Here is a 17,831-nt window from a genome sequence, read left to right on the forward strand (position 1 = left end):
TACATTTGATGTTTAACGAAATGTTGGTAAAACGGAGGGCGTGCTTTGACCGAACAAACCAAGGAAAAAGTACGGAATATCGGCAAACTTATCGTATTCATCGTCAAAATATCCGCCGCTTCCGGAATCGCATGGGAGCTCGCCAAGCTGGCCGGGTCGAAGCACCCTTACCTGGCGCCGCTGTCGGTGATTTTATGCGTGCAAACCACCGTCTTTCAATCCATTCGATACTCGTTTCATCGGCTTCTCGGTACAGTTCTCGGCGTTACGTTAACCTTGTGGGCCGCAGGCTCTATGGTCTTAAACGGCTGGACGCTGGCTTTGCTTCTCGCCCTGGTGTGCGGATTCGGTTTACTGATAGACAGGACGGAAAGCGTCATGCATGAAGTGGCGTTGAGTGTGCTGCTCGTTTTTGCCCTGCAAAAACAATCCGACCTTTACGGACTGGACCGCATTCGCGATACGTTTATTGGCTTAGGCGTCGGGCTCGCCGTCCATATGCTCATATACCCGCCGAATTTTGTCAAACCTGCTGAACGCAAAGCTTTGGCACTCATGAAAAGCTTATCGGAGCGGTTTGCCGAAGCAGCTGACTGGATTCAAAGCGGTTGTTCCGACGAGCAAAAAAAGGCTGTTCAATCGGCGCTGCGGACATTTGGGAAAAATCTGTTTCAATTAGAAAAACAAATGGAGCAGGCGGCGGAAAGCATCCAATTCAATGTGACCGCACCCGCAAGCCAAGTCTTGATGCGGCAAAATCTGAATAGAATCGCTATGATGAAGCAAGGTACGGCCTATTTGGAAAATACGCTAAACGTTGTTTCCGAATGGAACTCCACAGGGACGCTAGGAGAACCCGAACGAAAACAATGGGCCGGCCTGCTGAGAACGATCGGCTTATATTGGATCAACCCAAGTCCCAAAGCGGCCGATCTTTCCGTGTCGTCGCTCGAACTGCGTCGGATGGACGCTATGCCGGACGAGCCTCTAAGGTATTCGTCAGCCATTTTTACGGATACGTCCGCGCTTCTTAAACAGCTTTATCGGCTGTCCTAATTCGCGGCACCCCTTATGATGGGGTGTCTTTTTTTGCGCTTTAGGAGCATAACGATTTGTCCCGATTCGTATAATGCAGTAATTTGCGGAAACCGTGCGGAGCAACATTCGAAAGGAGAGGGCGGCTTTGGAAGTCATCGGCAGAAGTGTTCCGAAAAAAGAGTCCTGGGATAAGGTAACAGGCGCCGCTTTATATACGGGCGATCAAACCGATACACGGATGCTCCACGCCCGTATGGCAATAAGTCCGTACGCCCATGCGCGGATCGTCGAGATCAACACGGACGAGGCCCGGCAAGTTCCAGGGGTTCGCGCCGTGTTGACAGGGGATTGCAGCGATGTTCTTACCGGGGAAGAAATTCGCGACAGACCCATCATCGCCAAAGACCGTGTGCGGTTTTACGGGGAAACCGTAGCTGTGGTGGTCGCCGATACGGAAGTGCAGGCCCAGCGTGCGGCGGATTTGATCCGAATCCGGTACGAGCCGCTGCCGGTAGTGAACTCTCCGGTGGACGCCTTGCGAAGAGACGCTCCGCTCATTCACGAGAAGCTGGGGGAGTATGAAGCGGCGGCAGGGGTTATGCCGATCCCCGGAACCAACATCGCCAGCCTGCTCAAGGTTCGCAAGGGCGACCTGAGAGTGGGCTGGAATATGAGCGAAGTCGTCGTCGAAAACACGGTTTCGTTCGTACCGTCGGACCATGCGGCGATGGAAACGCGAAGCGCTGTCGCGGAGATCAAGCCGGACGGCCATATTCACATTGAATCGTCGACGCAGGCTCCTTTTGCCATCAAAAATTATTTGGGCCGTTTTTTTAATATCAATCCCGGTTGGATTGTGGTGACCACCCCGTTCGTCGGAGGCGGTTACGGCGGCAAGGCTGCGATCCAGCTGGAGCTGGTCGCTTATGTTGCTTCGCGGGCGGTGGGCGGCCGCAAAGTTAAAATCATCAACACGCGGGAGGAAGATATGCTGACTTCGCCGGGGCATATCGGCCTCGATGCCACGGTCAGGCTGGGCAGCACGGCGCAGGGGAAAATCACCGCGGCGCATATCGTGTACCGGTTCGACGGCGGCGCTTACAACGATAAATCCAGCGACGTTGCCCGGGCAGCCCTGATCGACTGCTCCGGACCGTATAGAATCGAGCATTTGTATTGCGACTGCTACACGTTGTACACCAACCATCCTTACGCTTCGGCATTTCGGGGATACGGGCATGCGGAACTGACCTTTGCCATAGACCGGGCGATGGATGCGCTGGCGGAAAAACTCCGCATGGACCCTTGGGAGCTGCGCATGCGGAATATTGTCGTGCCCGGCGACACCGCGCCCACCAAAGATGTGCTGACGGAAAGCAGTCTGGGCGACTTAAAAACCTGCATGCACCGTTTGCGTACGCTGTCCGGCTGGGACGAATGGCAGGTGAGGCAGGTGGATGCGAATAAGATCCGGGCCAAAGGAATCAGCTGCTTCTGGAAAAATTCCTCCATGGACCCGGATGCCAGTTCGGGGGCGATCATTTCCTTCAATCGGGACGGCAGCGTAAATCTGGAGACCGGCGTCGTGGAGATCGGCACCGGCACCAAAACGGTGTTGGCTCAAATCCTGGCGCAGCGATTGAAGATGAGTCCCGATAAGGTGCACGTGAAGTTTAAGGTGAATACCCAAATTACGCCGGAGCACTGGAAAACGGTGGCTAGCCGCGGCGTTTTTTTGGCGGGACGCGCGGTGCTTAAAGCGGCGGACGACGCGATCGGGCAACTGCTGAAAATCGCCGCCTGCGTGCTCAGGGCGGACCCCGACGATCTGGAGCTGGGGTGGGAACGAGTGTTCGTCCGGGCCGACCCGAGCTTGAACGTCAGGGTCGAAGAGATTTGCTATGGCTACAGATATCCGAACGGAAATTCCATCGGCGGCCAAATCATCGGCCGAGGTAATTATATCCAGCGGCGGATGAACTTGACGAACCCGAAGACCGGGGAAGGCACGCCGGGGCCGGAGTGGAACGTAGGGGCCCAAGCCGTAGAAATTGAGCTTGACACCAGGGATTATTCCTACCGGCTGCTTAAAGCGATTTCCGTCAACGACGCGGGCAAGGTGCTGAATCTTAAAGCGGCGCTTGGCCAAGTGATGGGCGCGATGTCCATGGGGCTAAGCTTTGCCAACCGCGAGACGTTTTTGTTTAGCCCCGGAGGCGCCGTCTATAATCCAACGCTTCGCGATTATCCTTTAATCCGTTATGGCGAAAACCCGGATTATGTGGTGGAATTTATCGAAAGTCCGTGCCTGGATGGGCCCTACGGCAGCCGCGCGCTGGGCGAACACGGGCTGATCGGCATGCCTGCCGCATTGGCCAGCGCCTTATCGCGCGCTGCGGGAGTGCAGCTGAATCAATTGCCTCTTTTCCCGGAAACGATCTGGAGGACAAGAAGGGGGAGGCAGAATGATTCCCTATGACTTCGAATATTACCGGCCGGCTTCCGTAAACGAGGCCGTTAACCTTTATCGGCAATTGGACACACAGGGCAAACGGCCGCTTTATTGGTCCGGCGGCACCGAAATTATCACCTTGGGCAGGCTTAACCAAGTGATTACAGGGGCCGTGATCGATCTGAAGGCGATCCCTGAATGCCGCGAGATGTCGGTTCGGGAGGATAAGCTGATTCTCGGGTCCGCGCTGACACTGTCCCAGCTTTACGATTCCCGGGTGTTTCCTCTGCTTGGAGAAACCGGGGGCGAAGTTGCCGACCGCACCTCCCGCAATAAAATTACGTTCGGCGGCAATATTTGCGGGCGGTTTATTTACCGTGAAGCGGTGCTTCCGCTGCTCTTAACCGATAGCGAAGTGCGGATCGCCGGCCCGGCGGGGGGAAGACAAGCGCCGATTACCCAAGCGTTCGACCAAACCCTTCAGCTTGGAAAGGGAGAATTCCTGGTGCAGACGGTTACGGATGAAAGCTATAGGAGAATGCCCTATATCACCATAAAAAAACGAAAAGTAGCCGTCATCGATTATCCGGTCGTCACCGCGGCCGGGATTCGCACCGGTTCCGGGATTCGCGTCGCTTTCAGCGGGGTGTGCGCTTTTCCTTTCCGCTCGGAAGCGATTGAAGCCCGTTTAAACCTGCGGGACATCCCGCTGAAAGAAAGGGTCGAGCAGGCCATTGCGCTGTTGCCGGCGCCAATCCTGAGCGACATTAAAGCTTCGGCGGAATATCGCGGGCTCATTCTGAAGCTGACATTGGAAGACATATTGAAAGCGTTGGGGGCGGAATAATATGGCGGATACGAAACGTTACGGCATGGCGCTGGATCTGGATGTGAACGGCGAGATACGGACCGCCGCCATTCGGCCCGCAGACCTGCTGCTGGACACATTGCGGGATTCTTTGGGTTTAACCGGCTCCAAACCGGGCTGCCGGAACGGAGACTGCGGGGCCTGCACGGTACTCGTCGACGGCATACCTATGAAATCCTGCCTCATGCTTACCGTTGAAGCGGCGGGAAAAAAGGTAACGACCATCGAAGGCCTTTACGATACGAAGGTTCAAAGGGAGTTCGTGGAAAAGTTCGCCTTCCAGTGCGGCTACTGTACTCCCGGCTTTATTATGAATATCTATGCGCTGGCACGAACTCATCCCGATGCGGATCAGGCGACGATCACGGACTGGCTGCAGTCCAACATCTGCCGGTGTACGGGTTATGAAGAAATTCATCAGGCCGTCGTTTCGGTGTTGGGGCGTCTTCCTGCGGCGGAGAATTAAAATTCTAATGGGCGGCTATCCATTCAGTATCTCCTGGGCAGGAATACACTGCACATGAAAAGGTAGGTGATGATCTATAAAAGGGTACACTGATGAGGAAGTTGCAGTAACGGGCAGGGTTATAATAGTCATCGGCGTGGCATTGTTATTATTGGGGAATGCCTATTTGCTAGGTCATGAGTGGGAACGTGTTGTAAAACGCAAGGCCGCGAAATATCGTTAATCCCCATAAAAAAGATGCGCCATCCCAAGAGATGCAACGGCTGCTTTCATGGGACGGCGCATTTTACTTTTATGTAGCCCTAGCGGCCTTTTTTCGGCCGCCGCGCGATCATTATGACCAGTTCGACAAGCAAAACGGGCAGCGTCACGCGGGCGGGATAAGCCAGGTAGCGAGGCTCCCAGCGCGGCGAAAATTTTTCTTTATAATGACGAAGTCCTTTAAAGCCGTACCAGTGGCCTCCATAATTGTATACCCGATTCGCCAGTTTTTCCTCGCGCAAAGCCATATTCGCTTGGCCGACGCTTGAAAGGGGGGCCATTCCCAGATTAAAGACGGCGTACCCCTGCTCCCGCGCCCACTCTAACAAGCGGATAAACAGGAAATCCATCGTTCCGTTCGGGGTTTTGCGTAAATGGCGCATCAGGTCTACGGACATGGTCCGCCGATCGTCATAACTTGGAGCAAGCGATGCAAAAGCGATCTCTTGCCCGTCCGCCGCCGCAAGTATGGCAATCGGAGATTCTTGCAAATACGCAGGATCAAACCAGCCGAGTGAAAATCCTTTTTCCCTGCGGCCGTCCAGCCACTCGTCCGAGATGCGCTGAAGCCGGCCGAGCAACTGCGGATCGTGCGGAGGCTGAAGCACCTCAAAGTGAAAGCCTTCCCGTTCAAAGCGATTTTTCACATTGCGCAAACTGGTGTTGGCTTTTCCGGCTAACGTAAAGTTTGCCAGGTCGACCAGCGCTTCTTCGCCCAGTTTGAAAAATCGGTACCCGTGTTCATGGTAAATCGGCAGGTTTGCGGGAGATACCTGATAGAACACAACTTCCAGATCGTATAAATCGGCAAAGCGCTGACATTCCTGAATCCCGTCGTAAAGAAGCGGCGCGGGGCCAATGGGATCGCCCAACACCACGAATTTGTTGCGGATGAGCGAATACGGAAACAGGACGCGTCCGCCGCAAGCCCAAAAAAAGCTTTTGTCGCCGGCAAACAGCATGTGCGTCAGAAGATTGCCGCCGGTTTCGCCGAGAAAGCCGCGCAGCTTGTCCCGCTCCGCTTCGGTCGCCCCAAGCGCACCAAGCCTGTTAGGGCGGAGAATGATCGTAAGCGAGAGCAGAATCCAAGTAACGGCGAGCCCGGTAATGATCGCAACGGTATGCTCGGTCGGATTCAGAATGAGATGAAGATACCGCTCGTGACCCGGCGGCAGGTGTTTGAAAAACGGCGGCTGCGTCCCCGAGGCGATTGCTTCGTACAACAAAGCTACGATAACTGTGGAAACCGCCCATGTCGCCATGGTGCCGCGCCCGATCTGGGCTCCGAGCCGATAAAACCGTTTGCGCGACACATAAAGCAGAAAGGCGATCAATATTAAAAAAATCGCTTCCTCATAGTCGAATGCCTTGGTGAAGGTAAACAGGATTCCGGCGCCCAGCAGACCCATCGTCCACTGGTAAGCCCGCTTGATCCGCCGGGAGATTCCCCAGGAAAGAACGATCAGCATCAGTCCGATGATCACGCTCAATTGATGGGATAACCGCATCAGCGGCAGGGACAGGAGCTGCTCGGCCAATCGCAGCCGATAGAGAAGCCCGGGCGTCGCCGCTGACAGCAGCAGGATCACTCCGCTGAAAAAAACCAGCTTGCCGAGCGCCCACGCTCCGATTTCCGAAAGCCATGCATACTGGCCGGGAAACTCCCAGAACCGCTGCCAGGCGTTCAGCGATTTTTCAACCGTTTGCGTATTGGCCTCCGACGCTTTGCGCCGCTCGTTCGCAAACTCGAATACCCCCATAATAAGGCCGATCAGCCAAGGAATGATGTAATACATCATCCGGAATAAAACGAGCACGGCGGCTGTTTTTTCGGGCGCGTAGCCGAGCGCCTGAAGCCCAAGCAGCGCAATCAGGTCAAAACCGCCGATGCCGCCGGGCGCCAGGCTGACCAGACCGGACGCGGCGGCGATGGTGTAAATGCCAAGCCCGGTGCGGAACGACAGGTCCGGCAGCAGGGTCGAAGCGATCATCCAAAAGGCGATGCCGGATAATACCCACTCTACCAAAGAGACCGCCACGGACGCGGCGATTGTGGAGAAGTTCATCCGCGGCAGATCACGGTTCAGCCATTTGGTATAAAAGGACGAACGCTGAAAAAGGACGTAGCCGGGCAGATAAAGGGCAAGCGCCCAGACGGCATACAGCGTCCAGGGGTGGGAACGGGTGACCGCATCAATCGGAAGCAGTCCGGCCAGATCTCCCCAGGCCAGTAGAGATATGCCCGTAATGGTGATGGTCGACAGGAAAGCGATGGAAGCCGTGATCGTCGCAACGGAAATCCCGCGGCTCCGGTATAGATAGGTTCGCAGAGCCGCTCCGGCTATTCCGGCGAACCCGATGACATTGTTTGAAGTATTGGCGATCCACGCAAAACGGAACGTCGTCCAGCGCCCGATCGGGAGCCGGAAATGGCGGCGAAGCACAAACTCGTAGCCGCTCACCGAGGCGACGGCGGCAAGGGACATGGCGATGAGCAGCAGAACCCTGGACGGCTCCAGGCGGTGCAGCACACGGAGGGTGGCGGCCCAGTCAATGCGGCGGAACTCGGCCTGGCCGGCCCAAATAATCAATCCGATAATGACGATAGGAATCAAGATTTGTACGATTTTCAAACGGTACAGCGTCGTAAATAATTTTACAGTCTTCAGTCGTTGGAACGTCTTTTGCATGATAGATAACCCTTCCTCTACTCCCATCAATTTCTGCGTATTCAAGTATACCCTTTATGGGCGCGATTAAAAAGTCCGCAAACCATCCGGAAGATTGCTCCGGGCAGGGAAGAAGTGCTAAAATCCGGTGTAAACACTAGCAAGGCGGCTAGCATTTTTGCAAACCGTCTTTTTTGCATCCGGAGGAGATCAACCTTGGAAATCCTAACTTACTGGCTTGAGCATTACGGGCAAAGTCCGGTTTCTGCTGCTGACTTCTTTTGCCGTATTCATATTGTTTTTCTGGCTGATGCTAGGCGTAATCCAAGATTTTTTGGCCATGAATTCGAGGAAATCGACGAGATTGCATTCTATCTGTCGGCAACCATTTTTGGTCCGAAATGGACAAGTTTAATGAATGTTGCTGCCATACCCGGAACGCTTTATTTCTACGGACCCGTATTAGGGCTCACTGCGGTCTGGATCGTGCTGCAAAGCAAGGAGCGCAGGCTTGACCTGGCCTTTCTTGTTTGGGTCGTAGCGGGCAGGGATTTTTTGGATCCTATTTTGCGTCTCATTTTTCACCGTCCGGGACCGGTTGCGGCAGGCGTCCCGCCACTCAATACCTTTCCCAGTGGAGAGACGCTGATCTCGATCACGGTATACGGTTTTCGGCCTTTCTGCTGCTGCGTTATTATCAAAACCGCAATGTTCGCGTACCTGTTGTTATTGGGGGTATTGTAATCTGCCTCGCGGTCGGCGTCAGCCGTGTTTATTTCAAAGAACAGTATCCAAGCGACGTCTTTGCGGGGTATGGGTCAGTTTTAACGTCATATTGCTGGAAATTCTCCGGAAGCTGCGGAGCATTAAGAGACCTTCTGTAAATGAATAAAGCGGGGGGCAGGGAATCAGGAAGGCCAGCGAGAATTGGTATTGGGGAATTAGTGATTACTTATTCGGATAGGAGATCGGAAGTGAACAAAAACATACTGAATTGGGAGACGGGGAAATGGTTGAACCCGCCTCTGTCCGTGATGCAGGAGGGAGACCATTGTTCACCGGCTCGGTACGGCCTGGAGGTTACGTTTACTCGTTGGACGTTCGCCGAGCAAGACCGGGACCTTCATGCCGATCCGCCGGCGGAGTAGCCGCATGCTTCTGCATAATTAATGAAGAGCAGACCAGTGAAATTTTTCACTGGCTTATCTACTCTATTGAGTTCTCATGTAAAATTTGGGCTCAACCTAGAAATCGGTGTTTGGCAGCCGGCGATTGGAGCAATAACCGTTGATCTTAAAAATAGCGGATCTTTATGTGCTTATGATCCGGAGTTTGGCATGTTCATCCCCATTAGCGGCACTTTTAGAGCTAGAATAAAAAGTGGACACCTCGTTAAGAGAAAAAGATAATGGAACTATCTGAGGAGGTGTTCACATGGGTGAACAACGGAAACGATATAACGAAGAATTTAAGAGACAAACGGTAAAATATCTCCAAGAACAGACAAAGTCGGTGGAGGACGTAGCCTTGGAGCTAGATATCCCAGCAAAGACATTGCATTCCTGGAAGGCGAAATACCGTGAGTTTAAGAACGAACCCATCACAAACGTCGAACGCGTTCGGGAACTCGAACAACTCTTGAAAGACAAAGAGCGTGAACTCCGCGAAAGCCAGCAGCGTATCGCCGATGTGGAAGAGGAACTGGCCATCGTAAAAAAAGCAGTGCACATCTTCAGCAAACCAAAGAAGTAAGGTTTCAGTTTATTGAAGATCACCGCTCCGAGTTTTCTTTGGAGAAGATGTGCCAGGTTTTTAGAGTTTCCCGGAGCGGCTACTACAAATGGCGAAACAAAAAGCCGAGTGAGCGAGCATTGCGTAAGTTACACCTGCTGAAAAGGATTACTTATCACTTCAACGATTCCGAGCAGCGTTACGGGGCCCCTAAAATCACGTACTTGCTGAATCAGGAAGGCGAGAACGTAACGGAGAGGACGATTGGTTTATACATGCGGGAGCTCGGCTTTCGCGCCTGTGTCGCACGTAAATACAAAGTGCAAACTACCGATTCTAACCATGACTTACCGATTGCTCCCAATATCCTTAACCAGCAGTTTCAAGTGAACAAACCCAATAAGGTTTGGGTTACCGACATTACGTACATTCCTTGTAGAGAAGGTCGGCTGTACCTTGCCAGCGTTATGGACCTATGCACCCGTGAGATCGTGGGCTGGCGTTTGAATGACCGAATGACAACCGATCTTGTTCTGGACGCTCTGAAGGATGCCTATGTGGCCAAAAGGCCTAAAAAAGGGCTCATTCATCATTCGGATCGAGGGAGCCAATATGCGTCCCACGAGTACAGAGAACAACTCAAAATTTACAAAATGACAGCCAGCATGAGCCGCAAAGGCAACTGCTACGACAATGCTTGTATTGAATCCTTTCACAGCATCCTCAAGAAGGAGTTGATTTACTGCAAGCGATTTAAGACCAAGCAGCAAGCCTATGACGAGATCTACCGTTACATTGAATTCTTCTACAACCGAAAACGGATCCATGGTTCACTCGGCTATTTGTCACCGGTTCGCTTTGCTGCGCAATTTAATAAGAGAAAAGTTGCTTAAAAGGGTGTCCACTTTCTTGACAGAGGTCCATTTTTGTCCTTATTTTCCTATGAATGGTCTAGAACGCAGGCATTTCTTACGACGGAGGCAAATAGCGGCAAAAATTTCCTCTATTTTTCCCGAATGGACGGATTTCGCCAGAATAACGACATTTTATGTCCTTATTTTTTTTCTCTGGAGTTTTCAGGCAGCTGTTTTTTGCAGTTTTTTTGGCGCAATGCCTGTTGACTTAGAGCGCGCTCAAACTTGTAGACTACTTGACAGGAGGGGATACAGATGACAGAGAAAGAGAAAGAGTTGACGATTCAACAGGCTGCCGAACTCACCGGTTTAAGCGTACATACACTGCGAACGAGCGGATCGGTCTCATGGACCCGATACCGCGGGCCATGAATGGACATCGGCTTTATCGGGAGCACGATTTCGAATGGATCGTATTGCTCGCAAGGCTACGGGCTACAGATTGCAGGCGGTAAGGAAGCTGGCGAAAGAGACGGGACACACGCCAAATCAAATTGTGCTTGCTTGGATGCTGCAAAACGCCCCGGCGGCCTTACCGCTTGTTGCCGTGAGCGATTCCGTTCAGTTGGAAGAAAACCTAGGCGCGTTGGATATCCGGCTAAGCTCCAAACAGCTTGATGATTTGAATCTGGCGTAAAACATAAGCATGGCGTTTTGACGCACACTGCCTGACCAGGCAGTGTTTTTTTATTTCCGGTCATCTGGCTGGTATGCATCTAATTTCTAATTTCTGGGTAAATTAAAGAAAACCATTTTCCTAAGGGTGTTACTTGTGTGGTCTAAAATTGCAGCCTATATTCCTGACTGGACGATCTTTGTGCAGGCGGGGTTCACCTTGCTGGTTCCTATTGTCCTGTATGCCTTGCACCGCCGGCTCCGCTCGGTCGTAACGGGCCGGCCAAGCCATTCCGGGAACGGGAGCGAAGGCCGGGGGGCATCCGCCGCCGAATCGCCGGCATCCCGGGAAAGTTCCGGTCCGCCGTTATCCGGAGATTATGAAACGGATCTCATGTCCATGAAAGAGGCGATCGGCGGCAATGACGACGTGCATTTCCGGGAATATGAAGTCACGCCGTTCGGCGTCCGGGCGGTGTTGATCTACGTTGACGGAATGCAGGAGGAACAGCTGATCGATACCCATGTGTTGCAGGTGTTGATGTCGGACGCCGCTCAAGATGCGGAACAAAAACCGAAACGTCCGCCTGAAGAGCTTGCTTCGTACTTTAAGGAAAAAACATTGCCCATCAGTGAAATTACCGAAGTGACCGAGACCCGCCGCCTTAGCGAAGCGATCTTGACGGGATATACGGCCTTGCTGGCGGAGGGGATGCCCCATGCTTTGCTTGTCGGTACCCCGAAGGGGAAAACCAGATCCATCGAGGAGCCGATTTCGGAAGCGCTGCTGCGCGGGCCAAGGGTAGGTTTCACCGAGGTATTAAGCGATAACACGGCGCTGCTCCGGCGCCAGGGACGTACGGAGCAAATGGAAATCAAAAAATACGTCGTCGGCAATGTCGTTAAAAAAGACCTGGCGGTCGTCTATATGAAAACGATTGTGAATCCCGATTTGCTTCAGGAAGTGGAGCGGCGGATCGCCAAAATAAATTTGGATTATATCGCCGAGTCCGGTTATGTCGAGCAATTGATCGAAGATGATATATTGAGTCCCTTTCAGCAGGCGCAAAATACGGAGCGGCCGGACCGGGTCATGAGCGCCCTTATGGAAGGAAGAATCGCGCTGCTTCTGGACGGAACGCCGTTTGCGCTCATTGTTCCGGTGACGTTCAGCATGCTGCTGCAGTCTCCCGAAGATTACTATGAACGGTGGATGGGTGGATCGCTTTTGCGGACATTGCGTTTTTTTACCGCGTTTATGTCCCTGATGATTCCTTCGCTGTATATTTCATTTATTTCTTTTCATCCCGGGTTGATCCCGACCGAATTGGCTATCACGATTATCGAGACCCGCCAAAGGGTGCCCTTTCCTTCGCTGATCGAAATTTTGATCCTGGAAGTCTCGATTGAAATTTTGCGTGAAGCGGGGGTCCGGCTGCCCAGGCCGATCGGCTCCGCGATGGGCATCGTCGGCGGCCTGATCATCGGGGAAGCGGCGGTCCAGGCGGGAATTGTCAGCCCGTTTCTGGTTATTGTCGTCTCGGTAACCGCCATCGCTTCGTTTTCGATCCCGATGTACAGCGCGGGGATTACGCTGCGCATTTTGCGCTTTGCGGGGATGTTTTTTGCCGCTGTGCTGGGCATATTCGGAACGATCCTGTTTTTTCTGCTGCTGTGCAGCCATCTAACCAAGCTGGAAAGCTTTGGGGTGCCTTATGTAACTCCAGTCTCGCCGCTCCGGCTTCGCGACTGGAAGGATTTGTTCATCCGCGCGCCCCTGACGTTAATGAAGCGCAGACCCGCGATGCTGAAGACGACCCGTGAGCAGCGCAGATCCTAAATTGATACGTCGGGAGGGGCCCTTTGTGTTTACACGTTCTGATGACAAAATTACGATATCGCAAGCGGTTGTGTTTCTAACCGACAGCATCCTTGGGGCCGGGATTCTGAACTTGCCCAGGAGCGCCACCGAAAAAGTACAGACCCCTGACGCCTGGTTATCCGTTGCCCTGGCAAGCATCCTTGCGCTGCTGGCGGCGTTTGTCATGATAAAATTGTGCCAACAGTTTCCCGGGGCCACGGTCTTTGAATTCTCGCGAAAAATCGCCGGCGTCATCCCGGGCAGCGCTTTGTCCGCGCTGCTGATCATTTACTTTCTGATGATGGCCGTTTTTGAGATCCGCGTATTGGGGGAGGTGACGATCTTTTATTTGCTTGAGGACACCCCCATTTGGGCCATTATCATTCCTTTTATATGGGTGGCGGCTTATTTGATTTCCGGAGGAATCAACTGCATTGCCCGCTTGTTCCAGATTATTTTTCCCGTCAGTATCCTGGTTTTGGTGTTCAGCCTGTTTCTCAGCTTGAGGCTGTTCAATATCGATAATTTGCGTCCTTTGCTCGGGGAAGGCCTGCCCCCTGTAGTCGAGGGCTTGAATTCAACGCTCCTCAGCTTTGCGGGCTTCGAAGTCGTACTGATTTTGGTCGGGCATCTGCAGCATCCCGAGAAAGCGGCCAAAAGGCTGCTGCCCGGAATGGGCATTCCGATCGCATTGTACCTTATTACAACCGTAATTGTTGTGGGAGGCATGTCGACGAGCGCCGTATTAAGAAGCACCTGGCCGACGCTTGACCTTCTGCGAAGCTTTGAAATCAGCGGATTGTTTTTCGAACGGTTTGAATTTCCGTTTATGGTGATTTGGATCATGCAGATGTTTTGCAATTTCACCAGCAATTTTTTCGTCGTCTCCCTGGGAGTATCGAACGTTTTCCGCATCAAGTTCCCTGCCGCTCTATTTGCGCTAATGCCGGTGATTTTTATCGCGGCGCTCTTGCCCAAAAGCATCAACGACTTACTTGGACTCGGCGGAGCAAACGGAATCATGAGCGTCATCGTGTTCGTCTTGGTGACCCTGCCGTTATCCGTCATATTCCTCATCCGGAAGAAAGGACTTAAACAGCATGTGTAGACGGCGTATTCTGTCCCTTTTTGCTGTCGCTGGATTGCTTGTGATGCAAACGGGGTGCTGGAGCAGTAAAGAAATCGAGGATTTAAGCATGTACGTCGGATTGGCTTTGGACGTAGGGAAGCCGACAGCCATTGAACAGCAGTTGGAGAAGCAAGGGGGAAGTTATTCTAAGCGGGATCTGATGACGGCCACTATCCAGATCGTTCCGATGAAATCTTCCGGCGGCGGCAAACAACAAGAGGGGGAAGGCAGAGGGCCAGAATTTCTGAATACATCGGAAACGGGCGACTCTCTTTTCGAGATTATGCGACAGTATTCGCTTCGCCGGCAGCGCGCGGTCATCGGCCATCACCTGAAGGTGATCGTCATATCCACTGAACTGGTCCAAAAGCAAAACTTGGACAAGCTGCTGGAGTTCGTGCTCCGCGATAACGATATTCGTCCGAGCTGTATTGTGCTGCTTAGCCAAGGGCTGGCGCGGGATACATTTGAAGCGGGACAGTCCGGCGAAATCCCGGCCTTCAAGTTGAAGGATCTGCTGCGCGGCCATTTTAGAACCGGTAAAATCTTGAAGGAGGTTAATTTGACCAGGCTGGATAGTCTGCTGGGCTCCAAGCGCAGCTTTATCCTGCAGGAGGTTGTGGCAGGGGGTGGCGAGACGGAATTTTCGGGTGCCGGTATTATTAAAGGGGAGACCGGACGATGGATCGGTTTGCTGGACCAAACGGATGTGGAGAGCATTTCCTGGATAAAAGGGGAAGTGCAGGGTGGGGCCATTAAAAGCTACGATTGGCGCAATGAACCGATCACTTATGAGGTTGAATCCATAAAGAGCAAAATCACTTCCGAGGTGCGGGATAATCGGCCTTCGTTCCATGTAAAGCTCGAATCGGAAGGGCGGATCATCGAAAATTGGGATGTTTTGGAGAATCCGTCCAAAATCGAATATCAGGAGAAAGTGAAGAAGATATTTGAAAAAAGGTTGTCCCAAATGCTCGAAACGACGTTGGAAAAAATGCAGTCGAAATACAAAGTCGAAGTGGCCGGATTCGGTGAAAAACTAAAGATTCAGCAACCGAAATACTGGAAAACGGTGGAGGATCATTGGGACGACGTTTTCAGTCAAACGCCGGTGACCTTTGACATTCAATTTACGATCACGGACTTTGGTTCATCGACAATCTAAGTTCCAGCGAACTCAGAAATTGATTCTCCGGAGAGATTGAGGTGACGTTTATCACCATCTCTCCGGAGAACAACTTACAGTGAAGGGTTTATTTTTTGTCACCGAATACAAAGCCGCTTCAAGTCCGGAAGTTACTCCTGGATTGGCCGATCATTCTAATGATGATGCCGGGAATGACCAGCAGCAGCACTATGGAGCCATAAACGCCAATGGTGTAGCTGATTGCGTATACAAGACCGAATCCCTGATGAAAAAGGGAGGTGATGAGATGAATCAGCATATTCGTAAAACAAAAGGCGTAGCTTCGGATCATCCAATTCCGGTGCTGCGTAGTCCGTTTCCTTTTAATTTGGACGAGCGCCATCATCGTGATGAACAGCCAGATTAGATTCAGCGCATTGAATCCCATGCTGCCGATTCTTCCGCCGGTGGCGTAAGGCGCCATGTATCCGGAAGTCAGCACGACAAGCAGCACGGACACGATATAAACGTAGCCGTTAATGCGATGGAACCTGCGGCTTTTTTCAAAGATTCGATTGGAGAAGTTGAGCAGCCCCGCCGCCATGGCGATGCAGGCAAAGGCAACGTGGATGTACATCACGTTTAACCAGACGGGAAGATTAAGCTCGCGTTTCAGACCGGTTTTATGGCTTAAAAATTCCGCAGCTCCGGGATCGATCCAATAATTTTTCACCAGAGAATAAATGATGAACAGAACGCTGGCCGCGGCCAAAAGTCCGTATAATGTTTTCCGTATGTTCATGTGGTCCCCCCAGCTCAAGAAACCCGCTTTCCGGTTAATTTGGATGACGGCAGCATGCCGGCCTTGGCGACACCGATCAGGTCATCTCCGTCTACGACGGCTTCGAATTTCAGATTTAAGCGCATTGGTTTCGTGATTCGCAGCGACCAGGTAAGCTTGCCGTCCTGCAGGACGGGGTCCAAAAACGGGACCGTCTCATTCCCTTGTGTTGCGTTGCCTTCGATCCCCCCGCTGCTCGTTGAGATGGAGAGTTTTACCTGCATTTTCCCCACGGGCGTAGCGATCGTCGCGACCCAGTCCCCCTCGAAGACAGGTGCCTGCGAGGTTTTGTTATCCCCGGCGCCATAAGCCGCTTTCGCTTTATCCGCCGCGATGTTCGGTTCGTTGTCCGCCTTTTGTTTATGACCGCCAGGCGCAAGTCCGGTTGCTCTCCAGACCGTCCCCCTCCGTTCAAATTCGAACAGTTGCTCTACCGCATGGGCGATACGCGGTCCAAGCTCACGTTCCACCAGGTACAGCGCTACATCGAGTCCGGATGTTACGCCGCCGCCGGAAACGAGATTGCCGTCATCTACGACCCGTGCCGGGACGGGAACCGCTCCGGTTGCCCCTAGCACATCCATACCCAAATGATGGGTTACCGCCTTTCTGCCTTCCAGCAGCCCTCCCATGGCCAGCAGCAGGGAGCCGCCGCATACGGTGGCGACGATGATGTCTTGTTGCCTGAGGGCTTGCTCCATCAGTCCGGTTAATTCCGTTTGCACTGCTCTGCTCAAAATGGCTGGGATCGAATCGGGGCCATCTCCTTCGACGTCCCCCGCCGCGCCGGGCACGAGGATGATCCCCGCCTGCTGCGGATTCAATCTGCCGCTGGCTTCAATTTTCAATCCGTTGATGCCGCTGGTCACGGACCTCGGTCCTTCGGCGGTGACGAACTCCACGCTTACCGCATTTTCGGCATGCAGGACAGCGGAGTTAAACACCTCGTAAGGCGCGATGGCATCCAACAGGTCAAAGCCGTCAAACAACACAACTTGAACGCTTAGCATCAGTAAATCCTCCTAGTTCAAAGTAAATCAAATCATAACAAACGAATATCTCAAACCAAGCTGTAAAAAAGTCACAAAACAATAAACAATCCATCACAAAACATAAGGGTTTGTCGGTTCTTTCCGAAAAGATGATAAACTAGGGGATGAAGGTGGGATGCTGATGAGTTCATTCCATACGATACTCGTTGTAGACGACGACCAAAGTATCGTTGAACTATTAAGGGACTTTTTGGAGAACGACCAATTTCAAGTCATCACCGCAGGCGACGCCGCTGAAGCTTGGGCTTTGTTTGAGCAAAACTCCATCGACTGTATCGTTCTCGACATCATGATGCCGGGGCAAAACGGGTTTGAGCTGTGCCGGCGGATTCGGGCGGAAAGCAGCGTGCCGATCCTGTTCCTTAGCGCGCGCAGCGATGATGTGGACAAGATTCGCGGCTTGACGCTCGGCGGCGATGACTATATCGTCAAAACCGCTTCGCCCGGAGAGATCGTGGCCAGGGTAAAAGCCGTCTTGCGGCGCACCGCTGGGGGCCGGCAAGCGGACGGAAGAATCCTCGATTATGGCCGCATCAAGTTAAATTTGTCCACCAGAGAGGTGCTGGCGGACGGGAAAAACGTCGTGCTCACGCCCAAGGAATATGAGCTGTTGCGATTATTCGCCGAGCACCCGAGACATGTGTTTTCCTATGAGCAACTGCTCGCAAAATTTTGGGATGGGGTGGGCGATCGCCATACGATTCGAGTTCATCTCAGCCGGCTGCGCGAAAAGATCGAATCCGATCCGAACCATCCGGAATACCTGGTAAACGTATGGGGTGTTGGCTATCGCTTTGAAGGAGGATAA

At 52.7% G+C, this 17,831-nt stretch carries 14 protein-coding genes and 1 pseudogene; 12 read left to right on the forward strand and 3 right to left on the reverse strand.

The window, feature by feature from the left end; translation table 11 throughout:
* Positions 1–45 precede the first annotated feature (45 nt).
* From DYE26_RS05800 to DYE26_RS05815, 4 genes are all read left to right on the forward strand, one after another.
* The gene (locus tag DYE26_RS05800; protein ID WP_036622898.1) at positions 46–1,056 is read left to right on the forward strand and encodes an FUSC family protein; all 1,011 of its coding nucleotides are present in this window, start codon (positions 46–48) and stop codon (positions 1,054–1,056) included.
* Between the two features lie 127 nt (positions 1,057–1,183).
* Entirely contained in the window at positions 1,184–3,517 is a 2,334-nt protein-coding gene (locus DYE26_RS05805) for a xanthine dehydrogenase family protein molybdopterin-binding subunit (protein WP_036622899.1), read from the forward strand.
* On the forward strand, positions 3,504–4,337 hold the full coding sequence (locus tag DYE26_RS05810) for an FAD binding domain-containing protein (protein ID WP_036622900.1): 834 nt from the start codon (positions 3,504–3,506) through the stop codon (positions 4,335–4,337). Before DYE26_RS05805 ends, DYE26_RS05810 begins: the two co-directional genes overlap by 14 nt.
* A gap of 1 nt (position 4,338) precedes the next feature.
* Entirely contained in the window at positions 4,339–4,824 is a 486-nt protein-coding gene (locus DYE26_RS05815; RefSeq protein ID WP_036622901.1) for a (2Fe-2S)-binding protein, read from the forward strand.
* A gap of 302 nt (positions 4,825–5,126) precedes the next feature.
* Here DYE26_RS05815 and mprF read toward each other — a convergent pair whose 3' ends face one another.
* Positions 5,127–7,775 carry a bifunctional lysylphosphatidylglycerol flippase/synthetase MprF gene (mprF, locus tag DYE26_RS05820; protein WP_036622902.1) on the reverse strand — a complete coding sequence of 883 codons (2,649 nt, stop codon included), beginning with the start codon at positions 7,773–7,775 and terminating at the stop codon, positions 5,127–5,129.
* Between the two features lie 195 nt (positions 7,776–7,970).
* On the opposite strand from mprF, the gene DYE26_RS05825 reads away from it, so the two are divergent.
* The 7 genes and pseudogenes from DYE26_RS05825 to DYE26_RS05855 all read left to right on the forward strand — a co-directional run bounded on the left by DYE26_RS05825 (position 7,971) and on the right by DYE26_RS05855 (position 15,169).
* Positions 7,971–8,498: a phosphatase PAP2 family protein gene (locus tag DYE26_RS05825; RefSeq protein WP_036622903.1), complete on the forward strand. Its 528-nt coding sequence runs from the start codon at positions 7,971–7,973 to the stop codon at positions 8,496–8,498.
* A gap of 230 nt (positions 8,499–8,728) precedes the next feature.
* Positions 8,729–8,902, forward strand: coding sequence for a hypothetical protein (locus DYE26_RS33325; RefSeq protein WP_164815261.1), 174 nt, complete (start codon positions 8,729–8,731; stop codon positions 8,900–8,902).
* Positions 8,903–9,188: 286 nt separating this feature from the next.
* Positions 9,189–10,378: pseudogene (locus DYE26_RS05835) on the forward strand (IS3 family transposase).
* 427 nt (positions 10,379–10,805) lie between these two features.
* A complete protein-coding gene (locus DYE26_RS05840; RefSeq protein ID WP_036622904.1) occupies positions 10,806–11,036 on the forward strand; it encodes an aldo/keto reductase in 231 nt (76 codons plus the stop codon).
* A gap of 135 nt (positions 11,037–11,171) precedes the next feature.
* Positions 11,172–12,854: a spore germination protein gene (locus DYE26_RS05845; RefSeq protein WP_036622905.1), complete on the forward strand. Its 1,683-nt coding sequence runs from the start codon at positions 11,172–11,174 to the stop codon at positions 12,852–12,854.
* Positions 12,855–12,879: 25 nt separating this feature from the next.
* The gene (locus DYE26_RS05850; RefSeq protein WP_036622906.1) at positions 12,880–13,983 is read left to right on the forward strand and encodes a GerAB/ArcD/ProY family transporter; all 1,104 of its coding nucleotides are present in this window, start codon (positions 12,880–12,882) and stop codon (positions 13,981–13,983) included.
* Positions 13,976–15,169: a Ger(x)C family spore germination protein gene (locus DYE26_RS05855; RefSeq protein ID WP_036622907.1), complete on the forward strand. Its 1,194-nt coding sequence runs from the start codon at positions 13,976–13,978 to the stop codon at positions 15,167–15,169. Before DYE26_RS05850 ends, DYE26_RS05855 begins: the two co-directional genes overlap by 8 nt.
* 118 nt (positions 15,170–15,287) lie before the next feature.
* Here DYE26_RS05855 and DYE26_RS05860 read toward each other — a convergent pair whose 3' ends face one another.
* On the reverse strand, positions 15,288–15,932 hold the full coding sequence (locus tag DYE26_RS05860) for a DUF2306 domain-containing protein (RefSeq protein ID WP_036622908.1): 645 nt from the start codon (positions 15,930–15,932) through the stop codon (positions 15,288–15,290).
* A gap of 14 nt (positions 15,933–15,946) precedes the next feature.
* The gene (locus DYE26_RS05865; protein ID WP_036622909.1) at positions 15,947–16,981 is read right to left on the reverse strand and encodes a DJ-1/PfpI family protein; all 1,035 of its coding nucleotides are present in this window, start codon (positions 16,979–16,981) and stop codon (positions 15,947–15,949) included.
* Between the two features lie 163 nt (positions 16,982–17,144).
* Here DYE26_RS05865 and DYE26_RS05870 point away from each other — a divergent pair, with 163 nt between their 5' ends.
* On the forward strand, positions 17,145–17,831 hold the full coding sequence (locus DYE26_RS05870; RefSeq protein ID WP_036628141.1) for a response regulator transcription factor: 687 nt from the start codon (positions 17,145–17,147) through the stop codon (positions 17,829–17,831).

Source organism: Paenibacillus macerans (assembly GCF_900454495.1).
Taxonomy (GTDB): domain Bacteria; phylum Bacillota; class Bacilli; order Paenibacillales; family Paenibacillaceae; genus Fontibacillus; species Fontibacillus macerans.

What these genes read in the sequence shown, in the direction of transcription:
- DYE26_RS05855 (WP_036622907.1), top strand. Translation starts at nt 13,976, where the DNA reads ATGTGTAGACGGCGTATTCTGTCCCTTTTTGCTGTCGCTGGATTGCTT.
- DYE26_RS05810 (WP_036622900.1), top strand. Translation starts at nt 3,504, where the DNA reads ATGATTCCCTATGACTTCGAATATTACCGGCCGGCTTCCGTAAACGAG.
- DYE26_RS05860 (WP_036622908.1), bottom strand. Translation starts at nt 15,932, where the DNA reads ATGAACATACGGAAAACATTATACGGACTTTTGGCCGCGGCCAGCGTT.
- DYE26_RS05840 (WP_036622904.1), top strand. Translation starts at nt 10,806, where the DNA reads ATGGATCGTATTGCTCGCAAGGCTACGGGCTACAGATTGCAGGCGGTA.
- DYE26_RS05870 (WP_036628141.1), top strand. Translation starts at nt 17,145, where the DNA reads ATGAGTTCATTCCATACGATACTCGTTGTAGACGACGACCAAAGTATC.
- DYE26_RS05815 (WP_036622901.1), top strand. Translation starts at nt 4,339, where the DNA reads ATGGCGGATACGAAACGTTACGGCATGGCGCTGGATCTGGATGTGAAC.
- mprF (WP_036622902.1), bottom strand. Translation starts at nt 7,775, where the DNA reads ATGCAAAAGACGTTCCAACGACTGAAGACTGTAAAATTATTTACGACG.
- DYE26_RS05865 (WP_036622909.1), bottom strand. Translation starts at nt 16,981, where the DNA reads ATGCTAAGCGTTCAAGTTGTGTTGTTTGACGGCTTTGACCTGTTGGAT.